The sequence below is a fragment of the Pseudomonas sp. YL2 genome (assembly GCF_023063025.1).
Classification (GTDB): domain Bacteria; phylum Pseudomonadota; class Gammaproteobacteria; order Pseudomonadales; family Pseudomonadaceae; genus Aquipseudomonas; species Aquipseudomonas putida_A.
The window spans coordinates 60,352-82,937 of sequence record NZ_JAJSLU010000001.1; the positions used below are offsets into that span (position 1 = coordinate 60,352).

Sequence of the window (22,586 nt, forward strand, 5' to 3'; positions counted from 1 at the left end):
GAATTGACTGATTGATCCTTCCGGCGTGCCCCGCTGCTGGGAGTGGAGTTCGCCTATGTCCGAAATCGAAGTAAAGAAAACCCAGGAAAGCCTGCAGGATCGCCTGGCTCAGGTCGTTGAGCTGCTGCAGCGCCAGAAGGTCGTCGAAGACCTGACTCATCGCCAGGAAGGCGCGCACCACGACCGGGTCGAGAACCTGGTTCACCGGCAGAACCTGGTCGAGCTGCAACGCAAACTCGATGATCTGCACTCCGCCGACGTTGCCTACATCCTTGAAGCCTTGCCGCTGGACGATCGTCTGACGCTCTGGCAACTGGTCAAGGCTGATCGCGACGGCGACATTCTTCTCGAAGTATCCGATTCCGTTCGTGAAACGCTGATCGCCGACATGGACGATCACGAGCTCCTGGCTGCGGCCAAGGACATGGACGCCGACGAACTTGCTGACTTGGCCTCCGAGCTGCCGCGAGACGTCGTCCATGAGCTGATGGAGACGCTCGACCAGCAGCAACGCGAGCGCGTGCGTTCGGCCCTGTCCTATGACGAGGAGCAGGTCGGTGCGCTGATGGACTTCGAGATGGTGACGATCCGTGAGGATGTCAGCCTCGAAGTGGTTCTGCGTTACCTGCGTCGGCTCAAAGAGCTGCCGGGCCATACCGACAAACTGTTCGTGGTCGATTACGACGGCGTGCTCAAGGGCGTGCTGCCGATCAAGCGTCTGTTGGTCAACGACCCGGAGAAGCAGGTTTCTGAAGTCATGGCCAGCGATCCGGTGAGTTTTCACCCGGACGAAGACGCCTATGACGCGGCTCAGGCGTTCGAGCGTTACGACTTGATCTCGGCCCCGGTGGTCGACAAGAACGGCAAGCTGATCGGCCGTCTGACCATTGACGAAATGGTCGACCTGATTCGTGAGGAGAGCGAAAGCGAAGTCCTCAACATGGCGGGTCTGCGCGAAGAGGAAGATATCTTCGCCTCCGTCTGGAAATCCCTGCGCAACCGTTGGGCATGGCTGGCGATCAACCTCATCACTGCCTTTGTCGCGTCGCGGGTGATCGGTCTGTTCGAAGGCTCGATCGAGAAGCTGGTGGCGCTGGCGGCGCTGATGCCGATCGTGGCGGGTATCGGCGGTAACTCCGGTAACCAGACGATAACCATGATCGTGCGTGCCATGGCGCTCGACCAGGTCAGCACTGGCAACACCTCGCGTCTGATGCGCAAGGAGCTGGCGGTGGCGTTGATCAATGGTCTGGTCTGGGGTGGGGTGATCGGTGTGGTCGCCTACCTGCTTTACGGCAGTTGGTCGCTGGGCGTGGTGATGACGGCGGCGATGACCCTCAACCTGCTGCTCGCGGCGCTGATGGGGGTGTTGATCCCGATGACGCTGGCCAAAATGGGCCGCGACCCGGCGATGGGCGCCAGCGTGATGATCACGGCCATGACCGACAGTGGTGGCTTCTTCATCTTTCTGGGGTTGGCGACGATCTTCCTGCTCTGATTCGCTGCCATACAAAAGCCCGCCGAAATGGCGGGCTTTTTTGTGCCTGTTGTCTAGTCCTGAAATAGGTTTACACCTGTTTCAGTCTCAAAACGCCCGATGCACCGCATCGGGCGGTTTGTATTTCAGGGATAAGTGCGGCCGCTCCCGGTTGTAGATTTGCACCGGTTCATCCACCATTTTCACTGCATCCGCCAGGTCTTTGGGGCGATGCAGCAAAAACTCAGTCTTCAAAATCCCATTTACCCTTTCCGCCATAGCGTTCTGATAGCAATCATAACCGTCAGTCATTGAGCACCTGATTCCATGCCGGGTATGCATCCGTTGGTATAAATCGGAGCAATACTGGGCTCCGCGATCTGAATGATGAATGAGCGGTTGATTGGATTTTCGCTGACTAACAGCCTTCTGCAGCGCCCTGACCACCGACTCCGTATGCAGGCTGCTGTGCACATGATGACCCACGATTTTGCGTGAGTACGCGTCTGTTATCAGGCTAACGTAAGCGACACTTTCCCGCGTTGGGAGATAGGTAATGTCTGCGACCCAAACCTGCTCAGGTCTGCTGGCTACAACTTGTTCCGGGCCAGCTTTGAGTAGGTTGGGGTGACGGCGGAAGCGATGATGGCTATGCGTGGTTTTATGATAAGCACGTTTGCGAGGAACCAGCTCTCGCGCCTCTCGCAAGATGGTAAACAGGCGGTCTCGACCGACACGTAGCGTCGCTGCAGCTTCAATTAGCATCAGGTGGTGCAGTTTGCGTGTCCCAAGCCTCGGCTGGCGCCGACGCTTTTCCAGAACGAATTCCACTACCTGCTGGTCTTGGCAAACTCTCGCGTCAAAGGCTCGGTTGCGCTTGTAATACGCTTGGCGCGAAATGCCCATAAACAGGCAAGCCCTGGTAATGCTCAGGTCTTGGATTTGCCCTTGCGAGAGGACTTGCCGGGTCGCTTTTTTACGATGGACACACCGTAATCATTTTTCAAGACGTTCACGACAGCTTCAAAGAACTGGGCCTTCTGATTGCTCAGCGCCAACTGTTCTTCAAGCTCTTTGATCCGCTGTTCGGGTGTCAGCGGTAGGTTGGGGTCGGTCATCGGCCTGCTCCGCGGCGCTCGGATTGAGGCGCCTTGGCTCCAGTCCTGTCGGCCATGCTTGCGTAACCAAACCAGTACCGTGGACCGGCCTTGAATGCCAAAGCGCCGTTGAGCCTCTTTATAACTCAACTCGCCTTTTTCGACTTGATCTACAACTGACAATTTAAAAGCTAGCGTGTAATCGCGCTGGCTCCGCCTTTTTCCGGTATCCATTGAATCCTCCTGAAGATTGGTCAGAAGGTGTAAACCTTATTCAGGACGCGACACTGTCAATAAAAAGGCCAACGCATGAGCGTTGGCCTTTTTGTTTGCCGCCGGCCGGGGTCAGAAATCCAGGTTCGAAACCGCCAGCGCATTGCTCTCGATGAAGTCACGGCGAGGTTCGACCGCATCACCCATCAGGGTGTTGAAGATCTGGTCTGCGCCAATGGCGTCTTCGATGGTGACTTTCAGCATGCGGCGCACGCTTGGGTCCATGGTGGTTTCCCACAGCTGATCCGGGTTCATTTCACCCAGACCTTTGTAGCGCTGGATGGTGTGGCGCTTGGTGCTTTCGGCCATCAGCCAGTCGAGGGCTTCCTTGAACTCGGTGACCGCTTTCTTGCGCTCGCCACGCTGGATGTACGCGCCTTCGTCGAGCAGGGTGCTCAGTTGAGCGCCGAGGGTGACGACAGTCTTGTAGTCGTTGCTGCCGAAGAAGTCGCGGTTGAAGGTGACGTAGTTCGACAGGCCGTGGGAGATCAGCTCGACCTCTGGCAGCCAAACGCCACGTTCACGATCTTCACGCAGGCTGGCCTTGTAGACCAGGCCCGACTTCTCGACGGTGCGCAGACGCACTTCGTACTGAGCCAGCCAGTCCTGCATCTTGGCGTGGTCGCCGAGCATCTCCAGGCTCACCGCCGGCAGGTAGATGAAGTGTTCGGTCAGTTCCTGCGGGTACAGGCGCGACAGACGCTTGAGGGTCTTCATCACCATGCGGAAGTCGTTCACCAGACGCTCGAGCGCTTCACCGGAAATGCCCGGAGCCTCTTCGTTCAGGTGCAGGCTCGCATCTTCCAGGGCCGACTGCGTCATGTACTCTTCCATGGCGTCGTCGTCTTTGATGTATTGCTCTTGCTTGCCTTTCTTGACCTTGTACAGCGGCGGCTGGGCGATGTAGATGTAGCCGCGCTCGATCAGCTCCGGCAACTGACGGAAGAAGAAGGTCAGCAGCAGGGTACGGATGTGCGAACCGTCGACGTCAGCATCGGTCATGATGATGATGTTGTGATAGCGCAGCTTGTCGATGTTGTACTCTTCGCGACCGATACCGCAGCCGAGTGCAGTGATCAGCGTGCCCACTTCCTGGGACGAGATCATCTTGTCGAAGCGTGCTTTCTCGACGTTGAGGATCTTGCCCTTCAGCGGCAGGATCGCCTGGGTCTTGCGGTTACGTCCCTGCTTGGCAGAGCCGCCCGCGGAGTCACCTTCCACGAGGTACAGTTCGGACAGCGCAGGATCTTTTTCCTGGCAATCAGCGAGCTTGCCCGGCAGACCGGCGATGTCCAGCGCGCCTTTACGGCGGGTCATCTCACGGGCCTTGCGCGCCGCTTCACGGGCACGCGCCGCGTCGATCATCTTGCCGACGACCAGCTTGGCTTCGTTCGGGTTTTCCAGCAGGAAGTCGGAGAAGTACTTGCCCATCTCCTGCTCGACCGCGGTCTTCACTTCGGAAGACACCAGCTTGTCTTTGGTCTGCGAGCTGAACTTCGGATCCGGCACTTTTACCGAGATGATCGCGGTCAGGCCTTCACGGGCATCGTCACCGGTGGTCGCGACTTTGTGCTTCTTCGCCAGACCTTCCTGCTCGATATAGTTGTTCAGGTTACGCGTCAGTGCGGAACGGAAACCCACCAGGTGAGTACCGCCGTCGCGCTGCGGAATGTTGTTGGTGAAGCACAACAGGTTCTCGTTGAAGCTGTCGTTCCATTGCAGGGCGATTTCCACGCCGATGCCGTCTTCACGCTGGATGTTGAAGTGGAACACCTGGTTGACCGCAGTCTTGTTGGTGTTCAGGTATTCAACGAATGCACGCAGGCCGCCTTCGTACTTGAACAGCTCTTCCTTGCCGCTGCGCTCGTCCTTGAGGACGATGCCGACACCGGAGTTGAGGAAGGATAGTTCACGAATGCGCTTGGCCAGAATGTCCCAGCTGAAGTGAATGTTCTTGAAGGTTTCGCTGGAAGCCTTGAAGTGGATCTGGGTACCGGTGGTTTCGCTGTCGCCAACGATCGCCATCGGCGCCTGAGGTACACCGTGGACGTAGGTCTGTTCCCAGATCTTGCCGCTGCGGCGTACGGTCAGTACCAGCTCTTCGGACAGGGCGTTCACGACCGACACACCTACACCGTGCAGACCGCCGGATACCTTGTAGGAGTTATCGTCGAACTTACCGCCAGCGTGGAGGACGGTCATGATGACCTCGGCGGCGGAAACGCCTTCCTCTTTGTGCACGTCTACCGGGATGCCACGGCCGTTGTCTTTGACGGTGATGGACTCATCCGGGTGGATGATGATGCTGATGTCGTCGCAGTGGCCGGCGAGGGCTTCGTCGATCGAGTTGTCGACCACCTCGAACACCATGTGGTGCAGACCGCTACCATCGTCGGTGTCACCAATGTACATACCGGGACGTTTGCGTACGGCATCCAGGCCTTTCAGCACTTTAATGCTCGTTGAGTCGTACGTATTTTCTTCGCTCAATGCCTTCACTCCCGATGGTCGTGGGTCTGGGTGATACGGCCCTGTTCCACGTGGAACAGAGCGACTGGCGTTTCCGTCTGCCAGCCTTCCCTCAATAATTCGTGATCTACACAGGTGATGAAAACCTGGCAGCGTAAGTCTTCCAGCAAGCGGCACAGCGCGCGACGGTGGCTCTCGTCCAGTTCGGACGGCAAGTCATCCACCAGATAAATACACTGGCCGCGTCGGGCCTGGCTCACCAGATGCCCCTGGGCAATTCGCAAGGCACAAACCACCAGCTTCTGCTGACCCCGGGACAAGATGTCCGCGGCGTTGTGTGCGCCCAATCTAAGGCGCAAGTCAGCGCGTTGCGGTCCGGCCTGGGTATGACCCATTTGCTGGTCCCGTTGCACGGAGCCAGCCAGTACGGCACTCAATTCCCGGTCCTTGTCCCAGCCTCGGTAATAGCTGAGCGTCAAACCTTCAAGCTCAACCAGTTCGCTCAAGGTTTGTTCAAAGACTGGTTTCAAGGCTTTGATGTAAGCGCGGCGGTATTCATCGATTTCAGCGCTGGCCTGGCACAGCTCCCTGTCCCAAACCGCTTGCGAAACGGCGTCAAGTGTACCATGCCGCAGCCAGGAGTTTCTCTGGCGCAAGGCCTTCTGCAAACGCTGCCAGGTCGCCATGAAACGCGGTTCGACGTGGAACACGCCCCAATCGAGAAACTGCCGGCGAATCTTCGGCGCACCTTCGAGCAGGCGGAAGCTGTCGGGGTTGATCAGTTGCAGCGGCAGGATCTCTGCCAGTTGCGCGGCACTGCGAGCGTTCTGCCCGTCGATGCGGATCTGGAACTCGCCCTGACGGTCGCGAGATATCCCCAACGCACTGTGACCACCCTCGGCCAGTTCGACCTGACCGAACACCGTGCAGGCGAGTTGCTCGTACTGGATGACCGGCAACAGCCGCGTGCTACGAAACGAACGGGCAAGCCCCAGCAGATGAATGGCTTCCAGAACACTGGTTTTGCCGCTGCCGTTGGCGCCGTAAAGAATGTTGATGCGGGGGGAGGGGGAGAAGGTCACCGGGTGCAGATTACGCACCGCGGTGACCGAAACACGACTTAAGGACATCCAGGATCAGCTGATTACAGACGCATCGGCATGACAACATAAGCCGAGTCGTCATTGTCGGACTCTTGCACCAGCGCACTGCTGTTGGAGTCGGACAGGATCAGGCGAACCTGTTCGGTGGTCATCACGCCCAGCACGTCGAGCAGGTAGCTCACGTTGAAGCCGATTTCCAGCGAACCGCCGTTGTATTCAACGCCCACTTCTTCTTCCGCTTCTTCCTGCTCCGGGTTGTTGGCCTGGATCTTCAACTGACCATTGGCCAGTTGCAGACGGATGCCGCGGTACTTCTCGTTGGACAGAATTGCGGTACGGCTGAACGCTTCACGCAGGGCCTGACGATCGCCCAGTACCAGCTTGTCGCCGCCCTTCGGCAGAACGCGCTCGTAATCCGGGAACTTGCCGTCGACCAACTTCGAGGTGAAGGTGAATTCGCCGGTGGTGGCGCGGATGTGGTGCTGACCCAGAACGATGCTGACGTTGCCATCCGGCTCGGTGAGCAGACGCGCCAGTTCCAGAATGCCTTTGCGTGGCACGATCACCTGGTGACGATCCGGCTGACCGATATCGGCCTGCATCGAGCACATGGCCAGACGATGACCGTCGGTTGCCACGGCGCGGATCACACCGGCCGAGACTTCCAGCAGCATGCCGTTGAGGTAGTAGCGCACGTCCTGCTGGGCCATGGCGAAGCTGGTGCGTTCGATCAGGCGACGCAGTTTGCTCTGCTCCAGGCTGCAGGTCAGCGAACCCGGGCCTTCTTCAACCGTCGGGAAATCGTTGGCCGGCAGGGTCGACAGGGTGAAACGGCTACGACCGGCCTTCACGACCAGCTTCTGCTCATCGACCTTGATGTCGATCAGCGCGTCGTTGGGCAGGCTCTTGCAGATGTCCATCAGCTTGCGCGCAGGCACGGTGATGGAGCCGGTTTCAGCCGGCTCTTCGAGTTGCACGCGACCGACCAGCTCGACTTCCAGATCGGTACCGGTCAGCGACAGTTGCTGGCCATCGACGACCAACAGCACGTTGGACAGTACCGGCAAGGTCTGTCGGCGCTCGACGACGCCTGCGACCAGTTGCAGGGGTTTCAACAGGGCTTCGCGTTGAATGGTGAAATGCATGGTCTAGTCCCTTGCCTTAATAAGCTGCGCTGGAGTTCATCAAGTGGTCAGTGTACGCAGCAGGTTCTTGTAGTCCTCGCGGATGTCCGCGTCGGATTCCTTAAGTTCGTTGATCTTGCGGCAGGCGTGCAACACCGTCGTGTGGTCGCGACCACCAAACACATCGCCGATTTCCGGCAGGCTGTGGTTGGTCAGCTCCTTGGACAATGCCATGGCCACCTGACGCGGACGTGCCACCGAGCGCGAACGACGCTTGGACAGCAGGTCGGAAATCTTGATCTTGTAGTACTCGGCGACAGTGCGCTGAATGTTATCCACAGAGACCAGTTTGTCCTGCAGTGCCAACAAGTCCTTCAGGGATTCGCGGATCAACTCGATGGTGATGTCGCGGCCCATGAAGTGCGAGTGGGCGATCACGCGTTTCAGCGCGCCTTCCAGCTCACGGACGTTGGAACGAATTCGTTGGGCGATGAAGAACGCCGCATCGTGAGGCAACTCGACTTTGGCCTGGTCGGCCTTCTTCATCAAGATCGCCACGCGGGTTTCCAGCTCCGGCGGTTCGACGGCAACCGTCAGGCCCCAACCGAAGCGGGATTTGAGGCGCTCTTCAAGGCCTTCGATTTCTTTCGGGTAGCGGTCACTGGTGAGAATGACCTGCTGGCCACCTTCAAGCAGGGCGTTGAAGGTGTGGAAAAACTCTTCCTGAGAACGCTCTTTACGGGCGAAGAACTGAATATCGTCGATCAGCAGAGCGTCCACCGAACGGTAGAAACGCTTGAATTCGTTGATCGCGTTCAGTTGCAGCGCCTTGACCATGTCGGCCACGAAGCGCTCGGAATGCAGGTACACGACCTTGGCATTCGGGTTCTTCTTTAATAGATGGTTACCCACTGCGTGCATCAAGTGGGTTTTACCCAGGCCGACGCCGCCATAAAGGAACAGCGGGTTGTAACCGTGTTTAGGATTGTCCGCCACCTGCCAGGCCGCCGCGCGGGCGAGCTGGTTGGACTTGCCTTCGACGAAATTCTCGAAGGTGAAGGTGCGGTTCAGGTAACTGGTGTGCTTGAGCGCGCCTTCGACCTGAACGGTGCGCTGTTCGGCGCGAACCGGGGCCTGTTGCGAGGCCGCACCGGCCATCGGGTCAAAGCTGTCGCGGGACGGCTCTTCACTGACTTCCTCGGTTTTCTGCGTCGAGCGCTTGGCCGGAGCTGCACTTGGAGCGGGTGCTGGCGCACTGGCCGGCACGGTATTGGCCTGAGCCTGGGACACCTGCGCAGCGGCCAACGGCGCGTTCGGCGCGGCACGCGGTGCCGAGCTGCGTTTGCTGCCTATTAATAAGGAAAGCGCTGGCGCCATGCCGTTGCCGTGCTCATCCAGCAGTTCAAGGACGCGACCGAGGTACTTTTCGTTGACCCAGTCCAGCACAAAACGGTTCGGTGCGTAGACGCGCAACTCGTCGCCTTCGGCTTCGACCTGTAGTGGACGGATCCAGGTGTTGAATTGTTGGGCAGGCAGCTCCTCGCGCAAAAGCTCCACGCACTGCTGCCAAAGTTCCACTGACACGGATATCCCCTAAGTTGAAAGCCGGTGAGGCAAAAACAAGCGGCCATTGTAGCGGCGAGCCGTCCACTTATCCACATGCAGGTTGTGTGGTGACCATGATTAATCAATGCGTTAACCGGTAAAAAGGCGACCAACGGTGTGTGCATAAGCTCTGTGGATAACCGCCTCTGAGGGCACTGGACAACTGGGGGTGGAACTCGGTGGATAACCAGCCTGTGGATAACAGGCCATTCCACACACAGGTTATCCGACAGCGCAGCACAGGCTGAACACGGTTTTCCACTGTAGTTGTCATTCTCTGTACATCCCGCTCTACAAGGGCTGAAGGTGGTTATCCACAGAAGACGGCTGCCCTAGCTTTTACAAGCTTTACAGAAAAGCTTTAAATAATTCCCTTCTTTATTTTTATGTCTGGCAAACAGGATTTCGCTTCCGGAAGCTCCAGAGATCTATTTATAAGGAAACGTTGGTTGGAAATTGACCTGAGGGCTTGCTTTCTCTAGAATCCCCGGTCTCTTAAAACGGGGGCCATTCCGGCCCGTTGTGGACGAACCAGGTAACACGACATGAAACGTACTTTCCAACCAAGCACTATCAAACGCGCTCGTACCCACGGTTTCCGTGCTCGCATGGCTACCAAGAACGGTCGCGCTGTCCTGTCGCGTCGTCGCGCCAAAGGTCGTGCGCGTCTGGCAGTTTGATAATCCGGTACTGGAGGTGAGTCAGGACTTCAGTCGGGAAAAGCGTCTGCTTACCCCCCGGCATTTCAAGGCAGTCTTTGACTCCCCTACCGGCAAGGTTCCGGGGAAAAATCTCCTGCTCCTTGCGCGCAACAACGATCTTGATCACCCCCGTCTCGGGCTGGTTATCGGGAAAAAGAGCGTAAAGCTCTCCGTTGAGCGCAATCGCCTCAAACGTCTGATGCGCGAATCGTTCCGTCTGCACCAGGATTCTCTGGTCGGCTGGGATATCGTTATCGTCGCGCGCAAAGGTTTGGGCGACGTAGAAAACCCCGAATTGATTCAGCATTTCGGCAAACTCTGGAAGCGTCTGGCCCGTAACAAGCCAGTTCCAGCAGTCAAAACCGAAACTGTAGGGGTAGACAGTCCAGATGCGTAAACTGGCACTCGTTCCGATCCAGTTTTATCGCTACGCCATTAGTCCTTTGATGGCCAGTCACTGTCGTTTCTACCCCAGTTGTTCTTGCTACGCGTATGAAGCCATCGAAAATCATGGCCTTCTGCGCGGTGGCTGGCTGGCCTTTCGTCGTTTAGGTCGCTGTCATCCGTGGAATCCCGGTGGTTATGACCCGGTTCCACCTATCCCTACCTCCCGTTCTTCTTCGATGGCCGAGTAATCATGGATATCAAACGCACGATCCTGATCGTCGCCCTGGCAATCGTGTCCTACGTTATGGTTCTTAAATGGAACCAGGACTATGGCCAGGCTGCCCTGCCGACTCAGAATGTTGCTTCCAGTACGACTGCATCCGGTTTGCCGGACACCGTTCCTGGCAATAACGCTTCCGCCAGTGACGATATTCCGCGTGCCGCAAGCGACACCAGCGCACCTGTGGAAACCCCGGTCGCTGCCAGCAAGGATCTGATCCAGGTCAAAACCGACGTGCTCGATCTGGCGATCGATCCCCAGGGCGGTGACGTTGCTCAACTGACTTTGCCACTGTATCCACGTCGTCAGGATCGTCCTGATGTACCGTTCCAGCTGTTCGACAACGGCGGCGAACGTACTTATCTGGCACAAAGCGGCCTGATCGGCACCAACGGTCCGGACGCAAGCCCGGCCGGTCGTCCGGTTTACGCCTCGGAGAAGAAAAGTTATCAACTGGCTGACGGTCAGGACCAATTGGTCGTCGACCTGAAGTTCAGCAAGGACGGCGTCAACTACATCAAGCGTTTCACCCTGAAACGCGGCCTGTATGACGTAACCGTGACCTACCTTGTGGATAACCAGAGCGCTCAGCCTTGGTCGGGTTCGATGTTCGCCCAACTGAAGCGCGACGCCAGTGCCGACCCTTCGTCGACCACTGCCACCGGCACCGCGACTTACCTGGGCGCTGCCCTGTGGACAAGTTCCGAGCCGTACAAGAAAGTGTCCATGAAAGACATGGACAAAGGTCAGCTCAAGGAAACCGTCACCGGTGGCTGGGTAGCCTGGCTGCAACACTACTTCGTGACTGCATGGGTTGCGCCGAAGGGCGAAAACAACATTGTTCAGACGCGTAAGGACAGCAAAGGCAACTACATCATCGGTTACACCGGTCCTTCGCTGACCGCTGCACCGGGTGCCAAAGTTGAAACCAGCGCCATTCTGTACGCCGGGCCGAAAAGCCAGGCCGTACTGAAACAGTTATCCCCAGGTCTGGAACTGACAGTCGACTACGGCATTCTGTGGTTCATCGCTCAGCCGATCTTCTGGTTGCTGCAACACATCCACGCGATCGTGGGTAACTGGGGCTGGTCGATCATCTTCCTGACCATGTTGATCAAAGGGATCTTCTTCCCGCTGTCGGCTGCCAGCTACAAATCCATGGCGCGCATGCGTGCCGTAGCACCGAAACTGGCTGCACTGAAAGAGCAACATGGCGATGACCGGCAGAAAATGTCGCAAGCCATGATGGAGCTGTACAAGAAAGAGAAGATCAATCCGCTGGGCGGCTGCTTGCCGATCCTCGTGCAGATGCCGGTTTTCCTTTCGCTGTACTGGGTTCTGCTGGAAAGCGTGGAAATGCGCCAGGCGCCGTTCATGCTGTGGATCACCGACCTGTCGATCAAGGATCCGTTCTTCATCCTGCCGATCATCATGGGCGCGACCATGTTCATTCAGCAGCGTCTGAACCCGACTCCACCGGATCCGATGCAGGCGAAGGTCATGAAAATGATGCCAATCATCTTCACCTTCTTCTTCCTGTGGTTCCCGGCTGGTCTGGTGCTGTACTGGGTTGTGAACAACTGCCTGTCGATTGCCCAACAGTGGTACATCACGCGTAAGATCGAAGCGGCGACGAAAAAAGCCGAGGCGTAACTTACTCTGTGGATAACACCACTCAAAACGCCCCCTAGTGGGGCGTTTTGCTATCTGCCACTTTTGTCTGGATTCCGGTTTATGAGCATACCTCGTGAAACCATCGCTGCTGTCGCCACCGCTCAAGGTCGCGGCGGTGTCGGCATCGTCCGTATTTCCGGACCGTTGGCCAGCGTTGCAGCCAAAGCCATCAGCGGCCGTGAACTAAACCCGCGTTACGCGCATTACGGTCCGTTTTTCAGTGCTGATCAGCAGGTGTTGGACGAAGGACTGGCCCTGTATTTCCCGGGACCAAACTCGTTCACTGGCGAAGATGTGCTGGAGTTGCAGGGGCACGGTGGCCCGATCGTCCTCGATATGCTGCTCAAGCGTTGCCTGGAACTGGGTTGCCGTCTGGCTCGCCCGGGTGAATTCAGCGAGCGCGCGTTCCTCAATGACAAACTCGACCTGGCTCAGGCCGAGGCGATCGCCGACCTGATCGAAGCCAGTTCTGCACAGGCTGCTCGCAATGCCTTGCGCTCCCTGCAGGGGGCGTTTTCCCAGCGTGTGCATAACCTCACCGAACAATTGATCGGCCTGCGCATCTACGTCGAAGCCGCCATCGACTTCCCGGAAGAGGAAATCGATTTCCTGGCCGACGGTCACGTACTGAGCATGCTCGACAAGGTACGTGAAGAGTTATCCACCGTGCTGCGTGAAGCCGGGCAGGGCGCGTTGTTGCGAGATGGCATGACGGTGGTGATCGCCGGTCGTCCAAATGCCGGCAAGTCCAGCCTGTTGAATGCCCTGGCTGGACGCGAAGCCGCGATCGTGACCGAAATTGCGGGCACCACCCGGGATATCCTGCGCGAACATATCCACATCGACGGCATGCCGTTGCACGTGGTTGACACCGCAGGGCTGCGCGATACCGACGATCAGGTGGAAAAAATAGGCGTCGAGCGTGCGTTGAAAGCGATCACTGAAGCGGATCGGGTGCTGCTGGTAGTCGATGCCACCGCACCGGAAGCTGCAGATCCGTTTGCTCTGTGGCCGGAATTTCTCGAAACCCGTCCGGATCCGGCGAAAGTCACCTTGATTCGCAACAAGGCTGACCTGACGGGTGAAGCGATCGCTCTGGAAGTCAGCGACGATGGCCACGTGACCATCAGCCTCAGCGCCAAATCCGCTGGCGAAGGGCTGGAATTGCTGCGCGAACACCTCAAGGCCTGCATGGGCTATGAGCAAACCTCGGAAAGCAGCTTCAGTGCCCGTCGCCGTCATCTGGAGGCTCTGCGCCATGCCAGTGCAGCGCTGGAACATGGTCGCGCACAGCTGACGTTGGCCGGTGCCGGTGAGCTGCTGGCCGAGGATTTACGTCAGGCCCAGCACTCTCTGGGAGAAATCACCGGGGCATTCAGCTCCGATGACCTGCTTGGCCGGATCTTCTCCAGCTTCTGCATCGGTAAATGACCAAATGGGCTGTGGACAATTTATCCACAGCCCTTTGGTTTCACCAGTTGTAAGACACCGTACCGAGTAAGGTGCGATCTTCGCCCCAGTAGCAACGCCCAGCATCGTTGCATCCCGACACATATTCCTTGTCGAACAGGTTCTTGGCGTTCAGGTCGACGCTCCAGTGCGTGTCAATCTGATAGCCGATTGCCGCATCCACCAACGTGACGTCGCCGGCGTCCAGCTTGCCGTACAGCGAAGGCGAGGTGTAGGCGAAGGCACTGTCGAAGTAACGCACGCCACCACCCACGTACAAACCTTTCAAATCGCCATCGAGGAAACGGTACTTGGTCCAGACCGACGCCTGATTTCGTGGCACGCCGGTCATCTGGTGGCCTTTGACCAACGAGGTCGCCGCGTCCTTGGTAATCCGCGCGTCGGTGTAGGTGTATGCCGCTGTCACATTGAGGTTCTGGGTCAGATTGCTGTTGAGTTCCAGCTCCACGCCTTTGGAACGGCTTTCGCCTACCTGGCGGTAGGTCGATGTGGTCGAGTCGAAGTAGGTGTCGTCCTTTTTGCGCAAGTCATATACCGACGCGGTGAACGCGGTATCCCAGCCGATCGGTTCGTACTTGAGGCCCACTTCGTATTGGCTGCTGGTGATCGGATCGAGCGGTGTGCCGGCATTGGAAATCTGCTGTACCGGTACGAACGAGGTGGAATAGCTGACATACGGCGTCATGCCGTTATCGAACTGGTACATCACGCCGCCCTGGTAGGTGAACTTCTTGTCCTCGGAACTGATGTTACTGCCCTTGGCCACTTTGTCGCGGAAATCACTGTCGACCCAGTCCTGGCGCCCGCCGAGCAAGAACAACCAGTGGTCATATTTGCTCTGGATCTGGGCATAAACACCTTTCATCTGTTGTTCGAGCAGGGTGTTCTGCACCGCAATCGGTGTAGTCGGATCGCGCAAGTAAACCGGGTCGTAGATATCGATTGGCCCGACGATGCCAGCATTCCAGTCCTGATTGAACGAAGTGCGGTCGTAGCTGGCGCCGAACAGCACGGTGTTTTCCAGCTCGCCGACCTGGAATTTGCCTTCCAGTTGGTTATCCAGCGAATACACCATGGATTTGTTGAAGCGATCGTACGCGGTCATGTTCAGGCGCGTGCCGAAGCCTGCGTTATTGAGGTTGCCCGGCCACGTTTCATGGCGGGTGATCCGCGACTGCATGTAGCGCGAGTTCTGGCGGAACTGCCAGTCATCGTTGAAGGAATGGCTGAACTCATAACCGGTGCTCCAGGTTTCCCGTTCGAAGGTGTTCCAGTCCGGATCGCCAAGCATGGTGCCTTTGGATAGCTTGCCGTTGGGATTGCTCAGCAATGTGCCGGCCGCCGGCAGACCCAGTTCCATATTGGTGTGATCTTTCTGGTAGTTGGCCAGCAGGGTCAGGGTGTTGAAGTCGTCGAAATTCAGCGTCAGCGACGGGGCGATGTAAATGCGGTCATCCGGTACGTGATCGGTCTGGGTGTCGGACTTGCGTCCGAGCATCACCACTCGTCCCAACACATTGCCGCTGTCGTTGAGTGGCCCGGACACATCGATGCCAATCTGCCGGCGATTATTCGAGCCATAACCCAGTTGCACTTCGCCGCGTGGAGCTGCGGTCGGCCGCTTGCTCACCAGATTCACCAGGCCGCCCGGTGCGTTTTCCCCATAGAGCAAGGACGATGGTCCGCGGAAAATTTCCACGCGCTCCAAACCGTAAGGTTCGGTGCTGGTGTCATAACGGTTGCCTTGCACGCGAAGTCCATCGCGCAACAGGCCGTAGCCGTAATCGGTGGCGTTGAAACCACGAATGAAAAACAGATCGCCGGCCAGGCTGTCGCCCGCTGCAAACGGTGGGGCGAAGATGCCGGGAACGTAGCCGAGTACCTCGGTGAGCGTCTGAGATTTCTGATCTTTCATGCGCTGGGCGGTCACCACCGATACCGAACGCGGCGTTTCCGACAACGGCGTGCTGGTTTTCGTACCGATCCGGCTGTTCTGCGCCCTATAGCCGACGTCGGCGGCGTAATCCAGATCCATCGGATTGGCCAATTGCCCGTTGATGTTGGTCGGGGCCAGCTCCAGCAAATCACCATTGGGCAGCCCCTGCAGAATGTAGCTACCCGGCGCTTGGGGTACGGCTTGCAAACCTGAGCCTTGCAGCAGTTGGGCGAATCCCTGTTCGACGGTGAAGTTGCCGTTCAGTCCGGTACTGCGTAAACGGTTGGTCTGCTGCGGCGAGAACGACAGAATCACGTTTGCAGTGGAGGCGAATTGGCTCAAAGCATTGTCCAGCGGGCCGGCAGCAATGGTGTAGCGCTGCGCGACCGTTGCCGCGAAGGCGTTATTGGTCATTGCCAGGCAGGACGCGGCACTGGTCATCAGTAGGCTGTAGGCAATGCAGTGGTGGGAAAAACGCTGACGGAACGTGGGAAGACGCATGTGTGGATAAGCCCTGAAGGTGGCGAAGAGCCGCGTTTATCGCGATTACCTGAAGGGCCGGGTCAGGACAAAAAAAGATAACCCTGCTTTCGATTTTTTTCCCCAGGAGATTTTCAATCAGACGCTATGGCTGATCGAGACCCAGTAACGGGTGAAGTAGCGGACGTTGATCGGTAACAAGGCCTGAAGATTGGCCAGCACGGCATCGGTGGAATCGAGCCGAAAGGTGCCGGATACGCGTAGATCCCAGGCACGACTATCGCAGTGCATAACACCGCTGCGATAACGCCCCAGCTCTTCGATTACCTCGCCCAGCCGCGCATCGAGCACAATCAGCTGGCCATTGGTCCAGGCCACTGCCGAGGATTCGAAGGGTTGAATGAGCCCGATATGCCGACTATCGAAATCCGCACCTTCGCCTGCTTTCAAGATCATCGCGCGCGTTGATTGATCAGCGGGTTGCACGCTGACCCGATCTTCCAGTACGCCAACCCGCGTTGAGCCCGACAACTTATGCACAGAAAAACGGGTACCCAACGCTTGAATTCGGCCATCCCCGGTTTCGACCAAAAACGGCCGCTGATCGCCGAGCTTGCCGGTCTGAATGAGGACTTCACCCGAGCGCAAACGAATCAGCCGTTGCGTTGCGTCGAAAGACACATCGATGGCCGTATCGGTATTGAGCTGGATCTGGCTGCCATCCGCCAATGAGATGTTGCGACGCTGGCCAACGCCGGTTTTGTAATCAGCCCAGGCATTTCCAAGGGAGGTATGTTGTTGGGCGTTCCAGCCAAGGATCCCCGTCCCTGTCGCGAGCAGTAATAATTTCAGGATCTGGCGCCTTTGTTGGCCGGTATTCAGTGCGCGACGTTTCAAATCCAGCGGCAAAGTGCCGAGCTGACGCTGCAGTTGTTCCATCTGGTTCCAGGCCGCCAGATGCGCTGGATCACTATCTATCCACAGCTGCCAGGCTTTTTGATCGGCGAGAGTCGGCGGATCGGCCTGAAACTGCACGTACCAACTGGCAGCCGCTTCGAAAACCTTGCGGTTCGGTGCAGTGGGCATCAACGCTGCGCCATGATCAGGGCACATTCCGTCAGGGCGCGGATCATGTGCTTCTTTACTGTGGTCAGGGAAACCTGCAACTGCGCAGCGATCTGTTGATAAGTCAAACCGTCGATCTGCGAAAGCATGAAGATCTTCTGGGTTCGCGCGCCCAGACCGGCCAAGGCTTTATCCACAGCGATCAGGGTTTCGATGATCAGCGCCTTGTCTTCTTCGCTGATGGCGGTGGCTTCTGGTCGAGCAGCCAAGGTCTGCAAGTAGACAACTTCGATGGCCTGTCTTCGATAGCGATCAATGACGAGGCCGCGTGCAATGGTCGCCAGATAATCCCGCGGTTCGCGAATCTGCGACGCATTACGTGCCGCGAGGATCCGCACGAAAGTGTCATGCGCGACATCGGCAGCATCGCAGGCGTCGTGCAGTTTGCCCTTGAGCCATCCATACAGCCACGAATGGTGTTGCTCGTAGATTTGCTCGATCGCAGCATGATGGGCGGGTAGGGACATGGGAGAAACTGACGAGTTAATGATAATGGCTATTATTAGCCTCTGTTACGTTCTCTCACAATAGCCCCGTCACATCCCACCATCGACTTCATGCTCGTCTCCGATCTCTCGGTGGCGTTTTACTGCGTCCTGAAAAAACCGTCTGGTTGAATTTCTGTGGATTAAGCCCTGTGAATAACTGCCACTGAGGTCAGTTGATAACAGGGCGTGAAAACTGGATATAACTACCTCTGTGGATAACCACCCCATTCATCCACAGGCTTAAACCGGTTATCCAAGGGCCTCCTGAGGACCTGATAACAGGGTTTTGAAACCCTGTACACATTGAATAATAAGGCCTGTAGCAATCTATCCACAGAAAGGTCGGTCAGTAAGAATAAGCATTAAAACAAAGGTTTTATAAATTTCTCTCTTTTTTATTCTTTTAACCTCGAGTTCTCCACAGCTGGTTAAATTTTGTGCAAAGGGTTCTTTAGGAAGGGCGAAGTCCCTATACTTGTCGACCAGGTCCAGAAACCTGATCTCAAACTATTCCTGAATACCTACTTAAGCAGGCACGAGGTGCGTGGTGGATTTCCCTTCCCGTTTTGAAGTGATCGTCATCGGCGGCGGTCATGCCGGTACCGAGGCAGCACTGGCCTCAGCACGTATGGGGGCAAAAACCCTGTTGCTGACGCATAACGTGGAAACCCTCGGTGCCATGAGCTGCAACCCGGCCATCGGTGGCATTGGCAAAAGCCATCTGGTCAAGGAAATCGACGCCCTCGGCGGCGCGATGGCCATGGCTACCGATCTGGGCGGCATCCAGTTTCGCGTATTGAACAGCCGCAAAGGTCCGGCCGTACGGGCGACCCGTGCGCAAGCCGACCGCATTCTGTACAAGGCCGCTGTCCGCGAAATTCTGGAAAACCAACCGAACCTGTGGATATTTCAACAGGCCGCTGACGACCTGATCGTCGAGCAAGAGCAGGTACGTGGTGTTGTCACGCAAATGGGTCTGCGGTTTTTCGCCGATTCCGTGGTATTGACCACTGGTACCTTCCTCGGTGGACTTATCCACATCGGTTTGCAGAATTTCTCCGGCGGTCGTGCCGGTGACCCGCCGTCGATTGCCCTGGCACATCGTCTGCGTGAACTGCCGCTGCGTGTTGGTCGCCTGAAAACTGGTACGCCACCGCGCATTGACGGCAAGTCTGTGGATTTCTCGGTGATGACCGAGCAACCGGGCGACACGCCGATCCCGGTCATGTCGTTCATGGGCAACAAGGAACAGCATCCGCGCCAGGTCAGTTGCTGGATTACCCACACCAACGCCCGCACCCACGAAATCATCGCGGCGAACCTCGACCGTTCGCCGATGTATTCCGCCGCCGGCGAAATCGAGGGCATCGGCCCGCGCTACTGCCCGTCGATCGAAGACAAGATCCATCGTTTTGCCGACAAGGAAAGCCATCAGGTGTTCATCGAGCCGGAAGGCCTGACCACCCATGAGCTGTACCCGAACGGGATATCCACAAGCTTGCCGTTCGACGTGCAATTGCAGATCGTGCAATCGATCCGCGGCATGGAAAACGCGCACATCGTGCGTCCGGGTTATGCGATCGAGTACGACTACTTCGACCCGCGTGACCTGAAATACAGCCTGGAAACCAAAGTCATCGGCGGTCTGTTCTTCGCTGGTCAGATCAACGGCACCACCGGTTACGAAGAAGCCGGTGCGCAAGGTTTGCTCGCCGGGGCCAACGCCGCGCTGCGTGCCAAGGGCAAAGAAGCCTGGTGCCCGCGTCGCGATGAGGCGTACATCGGCGTGCTGGTCGACGACCTGATCACCCTCGGTACCCAAGAGCCGTACCGCATGTTCACTTCCCGTGCCGAGTACCGCCTGATTCTGCGCGAGGACAACGCCGACCTGCGTTTGACCGAAAAAGGTCGTGAACTGGGTCTGGTCGATGACGCGCGTTGGGAGGCCTTCTGCAAGAAACGCGAAAGCATCGAACTCGAAGAGCAGCGCCTGAAGAGCACCTGGGTTCGCCCGGGCACCCAGCAGGGCGATGCGATTGCGGAAAAATTCGGCACGCCGCTGACTCACGAATACAACTTGCTCAACCTCTTGAGCCGTCCGGAAATCGACTACGCTGGTCTGGTCGAAGTGACCGGGCAGGGCGCTGAAGATCCACAGGTCGCCGAACAGGTTGAAATCAAGACCAAATACGCCGGTTACATCGACCGTCAACAGGACGAAATCGCCCGTCTGCGCGCCAGTGAAGACACGAAATTGCCTGTGGATATCGATTACACCAACATTTCCGGTCTCTCCAAGGAGATTCAGAGCAAGCTCGGTGCCACGCGTCCGGAGACGCTCGGCCAGGCTTCGCGGATCCCGGGCGTGACCCCGGCAGCGATTTCGCTGTTGATGATTCATTTGAAAAAACGCGGCGCGGGCCGTCAGTTGGAGCAAAGCGCTTGAGTTCTAAGGTCACTTCGCAACACGCCGAAGAGTTATCCACAGGAGCCCGCGAGCTCGGTGTCAATCTCAGCGCAGCCCAGCACGAATTGCTGCTGGGTTACCTGGCCCTGTTGATCAAATGGAACCAGGCCTACAACCTGACTGCAGTGCGCGATCCTGATGAAATGGTTTCGCGGCATCTGCTCGATAGCTTGAGCGTGATGTCGTTCATCGAAAACGGCCGTTGGCTCGATGTTGGCAGTGGCGGCGGCATGCCCGGCATTCCGCTGGCGATCCTGTATCCGGACTCGCAAGTGACCTGTCTGGACAGCAACGGCAAGAAAACCCGCTTCCTGACTCAGGTCAAACTCGAACTCAAACTGGATAACCTGCAAGTTATCCACAGTCGCGTCGAAGCCTTCCAGCCTGCCCAGCCATTCAACGGGATCATTTCCCGGGCTTTCAGCAGTATGGAGAACTTCACCAACTGGACTCGCCACCTCGGCGATGCCGACACGCGCTGGCTGGCAATGAAGGGCGTTCATCCGGCCGATGAGCTGGTAGCATTGCCGGCAGACTTCAAACTCGATAGCGAACACGCCCTGGCCGTACCCGGTTGCCAAGGCCAACGCCATCTGCTGATACTGCGCCGCACGGCATGATTGGGAACACAAGCAAGAATGGCTAAGGTATTCGCGATAGCGAACCAGAAGGGTGGTGTGGGCAAGACCACCACCTGCATCAACCTCGCAGCATCCCTGGTCGCGACCAAGCGCCGGGTGCTGTTGATCGATCTCGATCCACAGGGCAACGCCACCATGGGTAGCGGTGTGGATAAACATGGCCTGGAGAACTCGGTCTACGACCTGCTGATCGGCGAATGCGATCTGGCCCAGGCCATGCACTACTCCGAGCACGGCGGTTATCAATTGCTGCCGGCCAACCGCGACCTGACCGCGGCAGAAGTGGTGCTGCTGGAAATGCAGATGAAGGAAAGCCGTCTGCGCAGCGCGCTGGCGCCGATCCGTGAAAACTACGATTACATTTTGATCGACTGCCCGCCGTCGCTGTCAATGCTCACATTGAACGCACTGGTCGCTGCTGACGGGGTGATTATCCCCATGCAGTGCGAATACTTTGCGCTCGAAGGCTTGAGCGACCTTGTGGATAACATCAAGCGCATCGCCGAACTGCTGAACCCCAACCTCAAGGTCGAAGGTCTGCTGCGCACCATGTACGACCCGCGGCTGAGCCTGATGAACGATGTTTCGGCGCAGCTCAAGGAACACTTTGGCGAGCAGCTGTACGACACGGTGATCCCGCGCAACATCCGCCTGGCCGAAGCACCGAGCTACGGTATGCCGGCACTGGCCTACGACAAGCAATCGCGCGGCGCGCTGGCTTATTTGGCCCTGGCGGGCGAGATGGTTCGCCGTCAGCGCAAAAATTCACGCATCGCCGCTGCCCAGCCAACTTAAGGAATCCCCATGGCCGTCAAGAAACGAGGTCTCGGACGTGGACTGGATGCACTGCTGAGTGGTCCGACCGTCAGCGCGCTGGAAGAACAGGCGGCGCAGGCCGATACCCGTGAACTGCAGCACCTGCCGCTGGATCTGCTGCAGCGTGGCAAATACCAGCCACGCCGCGACATGGATCCGCAAGCGCTGGAAGAGCTGGCGCAGTCGATCAAGGCACAAGGCGTGATGCAGCCGATCGTGGTGCGCCCGATTGGCGGTGGCCGCTTCGAAATCATCGCCGGTGAACGCCGCTGGCGCGCCAGCCAGCAGGCCGGCCAGGAAACCATCCCGGCGATGGTCCGTGATGTGCCGGATGAGACCGCGATCGCCATTGCGCTGATCGAGAACATCCAGCGTGAAGACCTGAACCCGATTGAGGAAGCCGTCGCCTTGCAGCGACTGCAGCAGGAATTCCAGCTCACTCAACAACAGGTTGCCGAGGCTGTGGGTAAGTCCCGCGTGACTGTGGCTAACCTGTTGCGACTTATTGCACTGCCGGAAGTCATCAAGACCATGCTGTCCCACGGTGACCTGGAAATGGGTCATGCCCGTGCTTTGCTCGGTCTGCCGGACAACCAGCAGGTGGAAGGGGCGCGACATGTTGTCGCACGCGGCCTGACTGTGCGCCAAACCGAGGCACTGGTTCGTCAGTGGTTGAGTGGCAAACCGGAGCCTGTGGAAGCGGCCAAACCCGACCCGGATATCGCCCGGCTCGAACAGCGTCTGGCCGAGCGCCTAGGCTCTGCGGTGCAGATTCGCCACGGCAAGAAGGGAAAAGGTCAGTTGGTCATCGGTTACAACTCCCTCGATGAGCTTCAAGGTGTGCTCGCACACATCCGCTGAAACATTTCCTCATGTAGCGCGCAGTCGGAAATCACTACCTGACAGTTGAATAGGGGCAGAACCGCCCCTATACTCTGCGCGCATTTTGTCGGCACAAATTATGCCAAGTTAT

Annotated in this window: 18 protein-coding genes; 10 read left to right on the plus strand and 8 right to left on the minus strand. The window is 57.6% G+C overall.

The genetic code is table 11. The annotated features are described in order from the left end of the window. Positions 1-55: 55 nt before the first annotated feature. Complete coding sequence (gene mgtE / locus LVD08_RS00285; protein WP_027612263.1) at positions 56-1,498, plus strand: magnesium transporter; 1,443 nt, start codon at positions 56-58, stop codon at positions 1,496-1,498. Between the two features lie 87 nt (positions 1,499-1,585). Here the strand turns inward: mgtE and LVD08_RS00290 are convergent. From LVD08_RS00290 to dnaA, 5 genes are all read right to left on the minus strand, one after another. Further along, positions 1,586-2,808, minus strand: a protein-coding gene (locus tag LVD08_RS00290; protein WP_247267114.1) for an IS3 family transposase whose coding sequence is annotated in 2 segments (ribosomal slippage) — positions 1,586-2,457 and positions 2,457-2,808 — 1,224 coding nt in all. Because the reading frame shifts where the segments join, the coding sequence is not laid out codon by codon here. Between the two features lie 111 nt (positions 2,809-2,919). Then, entirely contained in the window at positions 2,920-5,337 is a 2,418-nt protein-coding gene (gyrB, locus tag LVD08_RS00295; protein WP_007960764.1) for a DNA topoisomerase (ATP-hydrolyzing) subunit B, read from the minus strand. A 5-nt stretch (positions 5,338-5,342) separates the two neighbouring features. Next, positions 5,343-6,446, minus strand: a complete 1,104-nt coding sequence (gene recF, locus LVD08_RS00300; RefSeq protein ID WP_003220208.1) for a DNA replication/repair protein RecF — start codon at positions 6,444-6,446, stop codon at positions 5,343-5,345. A gap of 14 nt (positions 6,447-6,460) precedes the next feature. Next, positions 6,461-7,564, minus strand: a complete 1,104-nt coding sequence (gene dnaN / locus LVD08_RS00305) for a DNA polymerase III subunit beta (RefSeq protein ID WP_003220202.1) — start codon at positions 7,562-7,564, stop codon at positions 6,461-6,463. A 39-nt stretch (positions 7,565-7,603) separates the two neighbouring features. Next, complete coding sequence (dnaA, locus tag LVD08_RS00310; RefSeq protein WP_095139791.1) at positions 7,604-9,127, minus strand: chromosomal replication initiator protein DnaA; 1,524 nt, start codon at positions 9,125-9,127, stop codon at positions 7,604-7,606. Between the two features lie 566 nt (positions 9,128-9,693). Here dnaA and rpmH point away from each other — a divergent pair. The 5 genes from rpmH (at position 9,694) to mnmE (ending at position 13,621) form a co-directional block, all read left to right on the plus strand. Further along, a complete protein-coding gene (gene rpmH, locus LVD08_RS00315) occupies positions 9,694-9,828 on the plus strand; it encodes a 50S ribosomal protein L34 (protein WP_003213577.1) in 135 nt (44 codons plus the stop codon). A gap of 16 nt (positions 9,829-9,844) precedes the next feature. Continuing rightward, positions 9,845-10,246: a ribonuclease P protein component gene (gene rnpA, locus LVD08_RS00320; RefSeq protein WP_011336726.1), complete on the plus strand. Its 402-nt coding sequence runs from the start codon at positions 9,845-9,847 to the stop codon at positions 10,244-10,246. Then, entirely contained in the window at positions 10,239-10,484 is a 246-nt protein-coding gene (gene yidD / locus LVD08_RS00325; RefSeq protein WP_080761984.1) for a membrane protein insertion efficiency factor YidD, read from the plus strand. The genes rnpA and yidD overlap by 8 nt, the downstream gene beginning before the upstream one ends. Before the next feature lie 2 nt (positions 10,485-10,486). Beyond that, the gene (yidC, locus tag LVD08_RS00330; protein WP_027610285.1) at positions 10,487-12,169 is read left to right on the plus strand and encodes a membrane protein insertase YidC; all 1,683 of its coding nucleotides are present in this window, start codon (positions 10,487-10,489) and stop codon (positions 12,167-12,169) included. A gap of 81 nt (positions 12,170-12,250) precedes the next feature. Continuing rightward, positions 12,251-13,621, plus strand: coding sequence for a tRNA uridine-5-carboxymethylaminomethyl(34) synthesis GTPase MnmE (mnmE, locus tag LVD08_RS00335; RefSeq protein ID WP_247267115.1), 1,371 nt, complete (start codon positions 12,251-12,253; stop codon positions 13,619-13,621). A 40-nt stretch (positions 13,622-13,661) separates the two neighbouring features. Here the strand turns inward: mnmE and LVD08_RS00340 are convergent, their stop codons facing one another. From LVD08_RS00340 to LVD08_RS00350, 3 genes are all read right to left on the minus strand, one after another. Further along, complete coding sequence (locus LVD08_RS00340; RefSeq protein WP_247267116.1) at positions 13,662-16,097, minus strand: TonB-dependent siderophore receptor; 2,436 nt, start codon at positions 16,095-16,097, stop codon at positions 13,662-13,664. 117 nt (positions 16,098-16,214) lie between these two features. Then, complete coding sequence (locus LVD08_RS00345) at positions 16,215-17,162, minus strand: FecR domain-containing protein (RefSeq protein ID WP_247267117.1); 948 nt, start codon at positions 17,160-17,162, stop codon at positions 16,215-16,217. Next, positions 17,162-17,668 (minus strand): sigma-70 family RNA polymerase sigma factor, encoded by a 507-nt coding sequence (locus tag LVD08_RS00350; protein WP_247267118.1) that lies wholly within the window; start codon positions 17,666-17,668, stop codon positions 17,162-17,164. Before LVD08_RS00350 ends, LVD08_RS00345 begins: the two co-directional genes overlap by 1 nt. A gap of 568 nt (positions 17,669-18,236) precedes the next feature. On the opposite strand from LVD08_RS00350, the gene mnmG reads away from it, so the two are divergent. From mnmG to LVD08_RS00370, 4 genes are read left to right on the plus strand one after another with little or no spacing between them, the layout of a single operon-like run. Next, positions 18,237-20,135, plus strand: coding sequence for a tRNA uridine-5-carboxymethylaminomethyl(34) synthesis enzyme MnmG (gene mnmG / locus LVD08_RS00355; RefSeq protein WP_247267119.1), 1,899 nt, complete (start codon positions 18,237-18,239; stop codon positions 20,133-20,135). Next, a complete protein-coding gene (gene rsmG / locus LVD08_RS00360; RefSeq protein ID WP_003229789.1) occupies positions 20,132-20,776 on the plus strand; it encodes a 16S rRNA (guanine(527)-N(7))-methyltransferase RsmG in 645 nt (214 codons plus the stop codon). The genes mnmG and rsmG overlap by 4 nt, the downstream gene beginning before the upstream one ends. Positions 20,777-20,794: 18 nt before the next feature. Further along, positions 20,795-21,592, plus strand: a complete 798-nt coding sequence (locus LVD08_RS00365) for a ParA family protein (protein ID WP_003229787.1) — start codon at positions 20,795-20,797, stop codon at positions 21,590-21,592. 9 nt (positions 21,593-21,601) lie between these two features. Next, positions 21,602-22,474: a ParB/RepB/Spo0J family partition protein gene (locus tag LVD08_RS00370; protein WP_007960777.1), complete on the plus strand. Its 873-nt coding sequence runs from the start codon at positions 21,602-21,604 to the stop codon at positions 22,472-22,474. The last annotated feature ends 112 nt before the right edge of the window (positions 22,475-22,586 follow it).

Bases quoted from the DNA above. Each gene is read 5' to 3' on its own strand.
- mgtE (WP_027612263.1), top strand. From the start codon at position 56: ATGTCCGAAATCGAAGTAAAGAAAACCCAGGAAAGCCTGCAGGATCGC.
- recF (WP_003220208.1), bottom strand. From the start codon at position 6,446: ATGTCCTTAAGTCGTGTTTCGGTCACCGCGGTGCGTAATCTGCACCCG.
- dnaN (WP_003220202.1), bottom strand. From the start codon at position 7,564: ATGCATTTCACCATTCAACGCGAAGCCCTGTTGAAACCCCTGCAACTG.
- rpmH (WP_003213577.1), top strand. From the start codon at position 9,694: ATGAAACGTACTTTCCAACCAAGCACTATCAAACGCGCTCGTACCCAC.
- yidD (WP_080761984.1), top strand. From the start codon at position 10,239: ATGCGTAAACTGGCACTCGTTCCGATCCAGTTTTATCGCTACGCCATT.
- yidC (WP_027610285.1), top strand. From the start codon at position 10,487: ATGGATATCAAACGCACGATCCTGATCGTCGCCCTGGCAATCGTGTCC.
- mnmE (WP_247267115.1), top strand. From the start codon at position 12,251: ATGAGCATACCTCGTGAAACCATCGCTGCTGTCGCCACCGCTCAAGGT.
- LVD08_RS00340 (WP_247267116.1), bottom strand. From the start codon at position 16,097: ATGCGTCTTCCCACGTTCCGTCAGCGTTTTTCCCACCACTGCATTGCC.
- LVD08_RS00345 (WP_247267117.1), bottom strand. From the start codon at position 17,162: ATGCCCACTGCACCGAACCGCAAGGTTTTCGAAGCGGCTGCCAGTTGG.
- LVD08_RS00350 (WP_247267118.1), bottom strand. From the start codon at position 17,668: ATGTCCCTACCCGCCCATCATGCTGCGATCGAGCAAATCTACGAGCAA.
- LVD08_RS00365 (WP_003229787.1), top strand. From the start codon at position 20,795: ATGGCTAAGGTATTCGCGATAGCGAACCAGAAGGGTGGTGTGGGCAAG.
- LVD08_RS00370 (WP_007960777.1), top strand. From the start codon at position 21,602: ATGGCCGTCAAGAAACGAGGTCTCGGACGTGGACTGGATGCACTGCTG.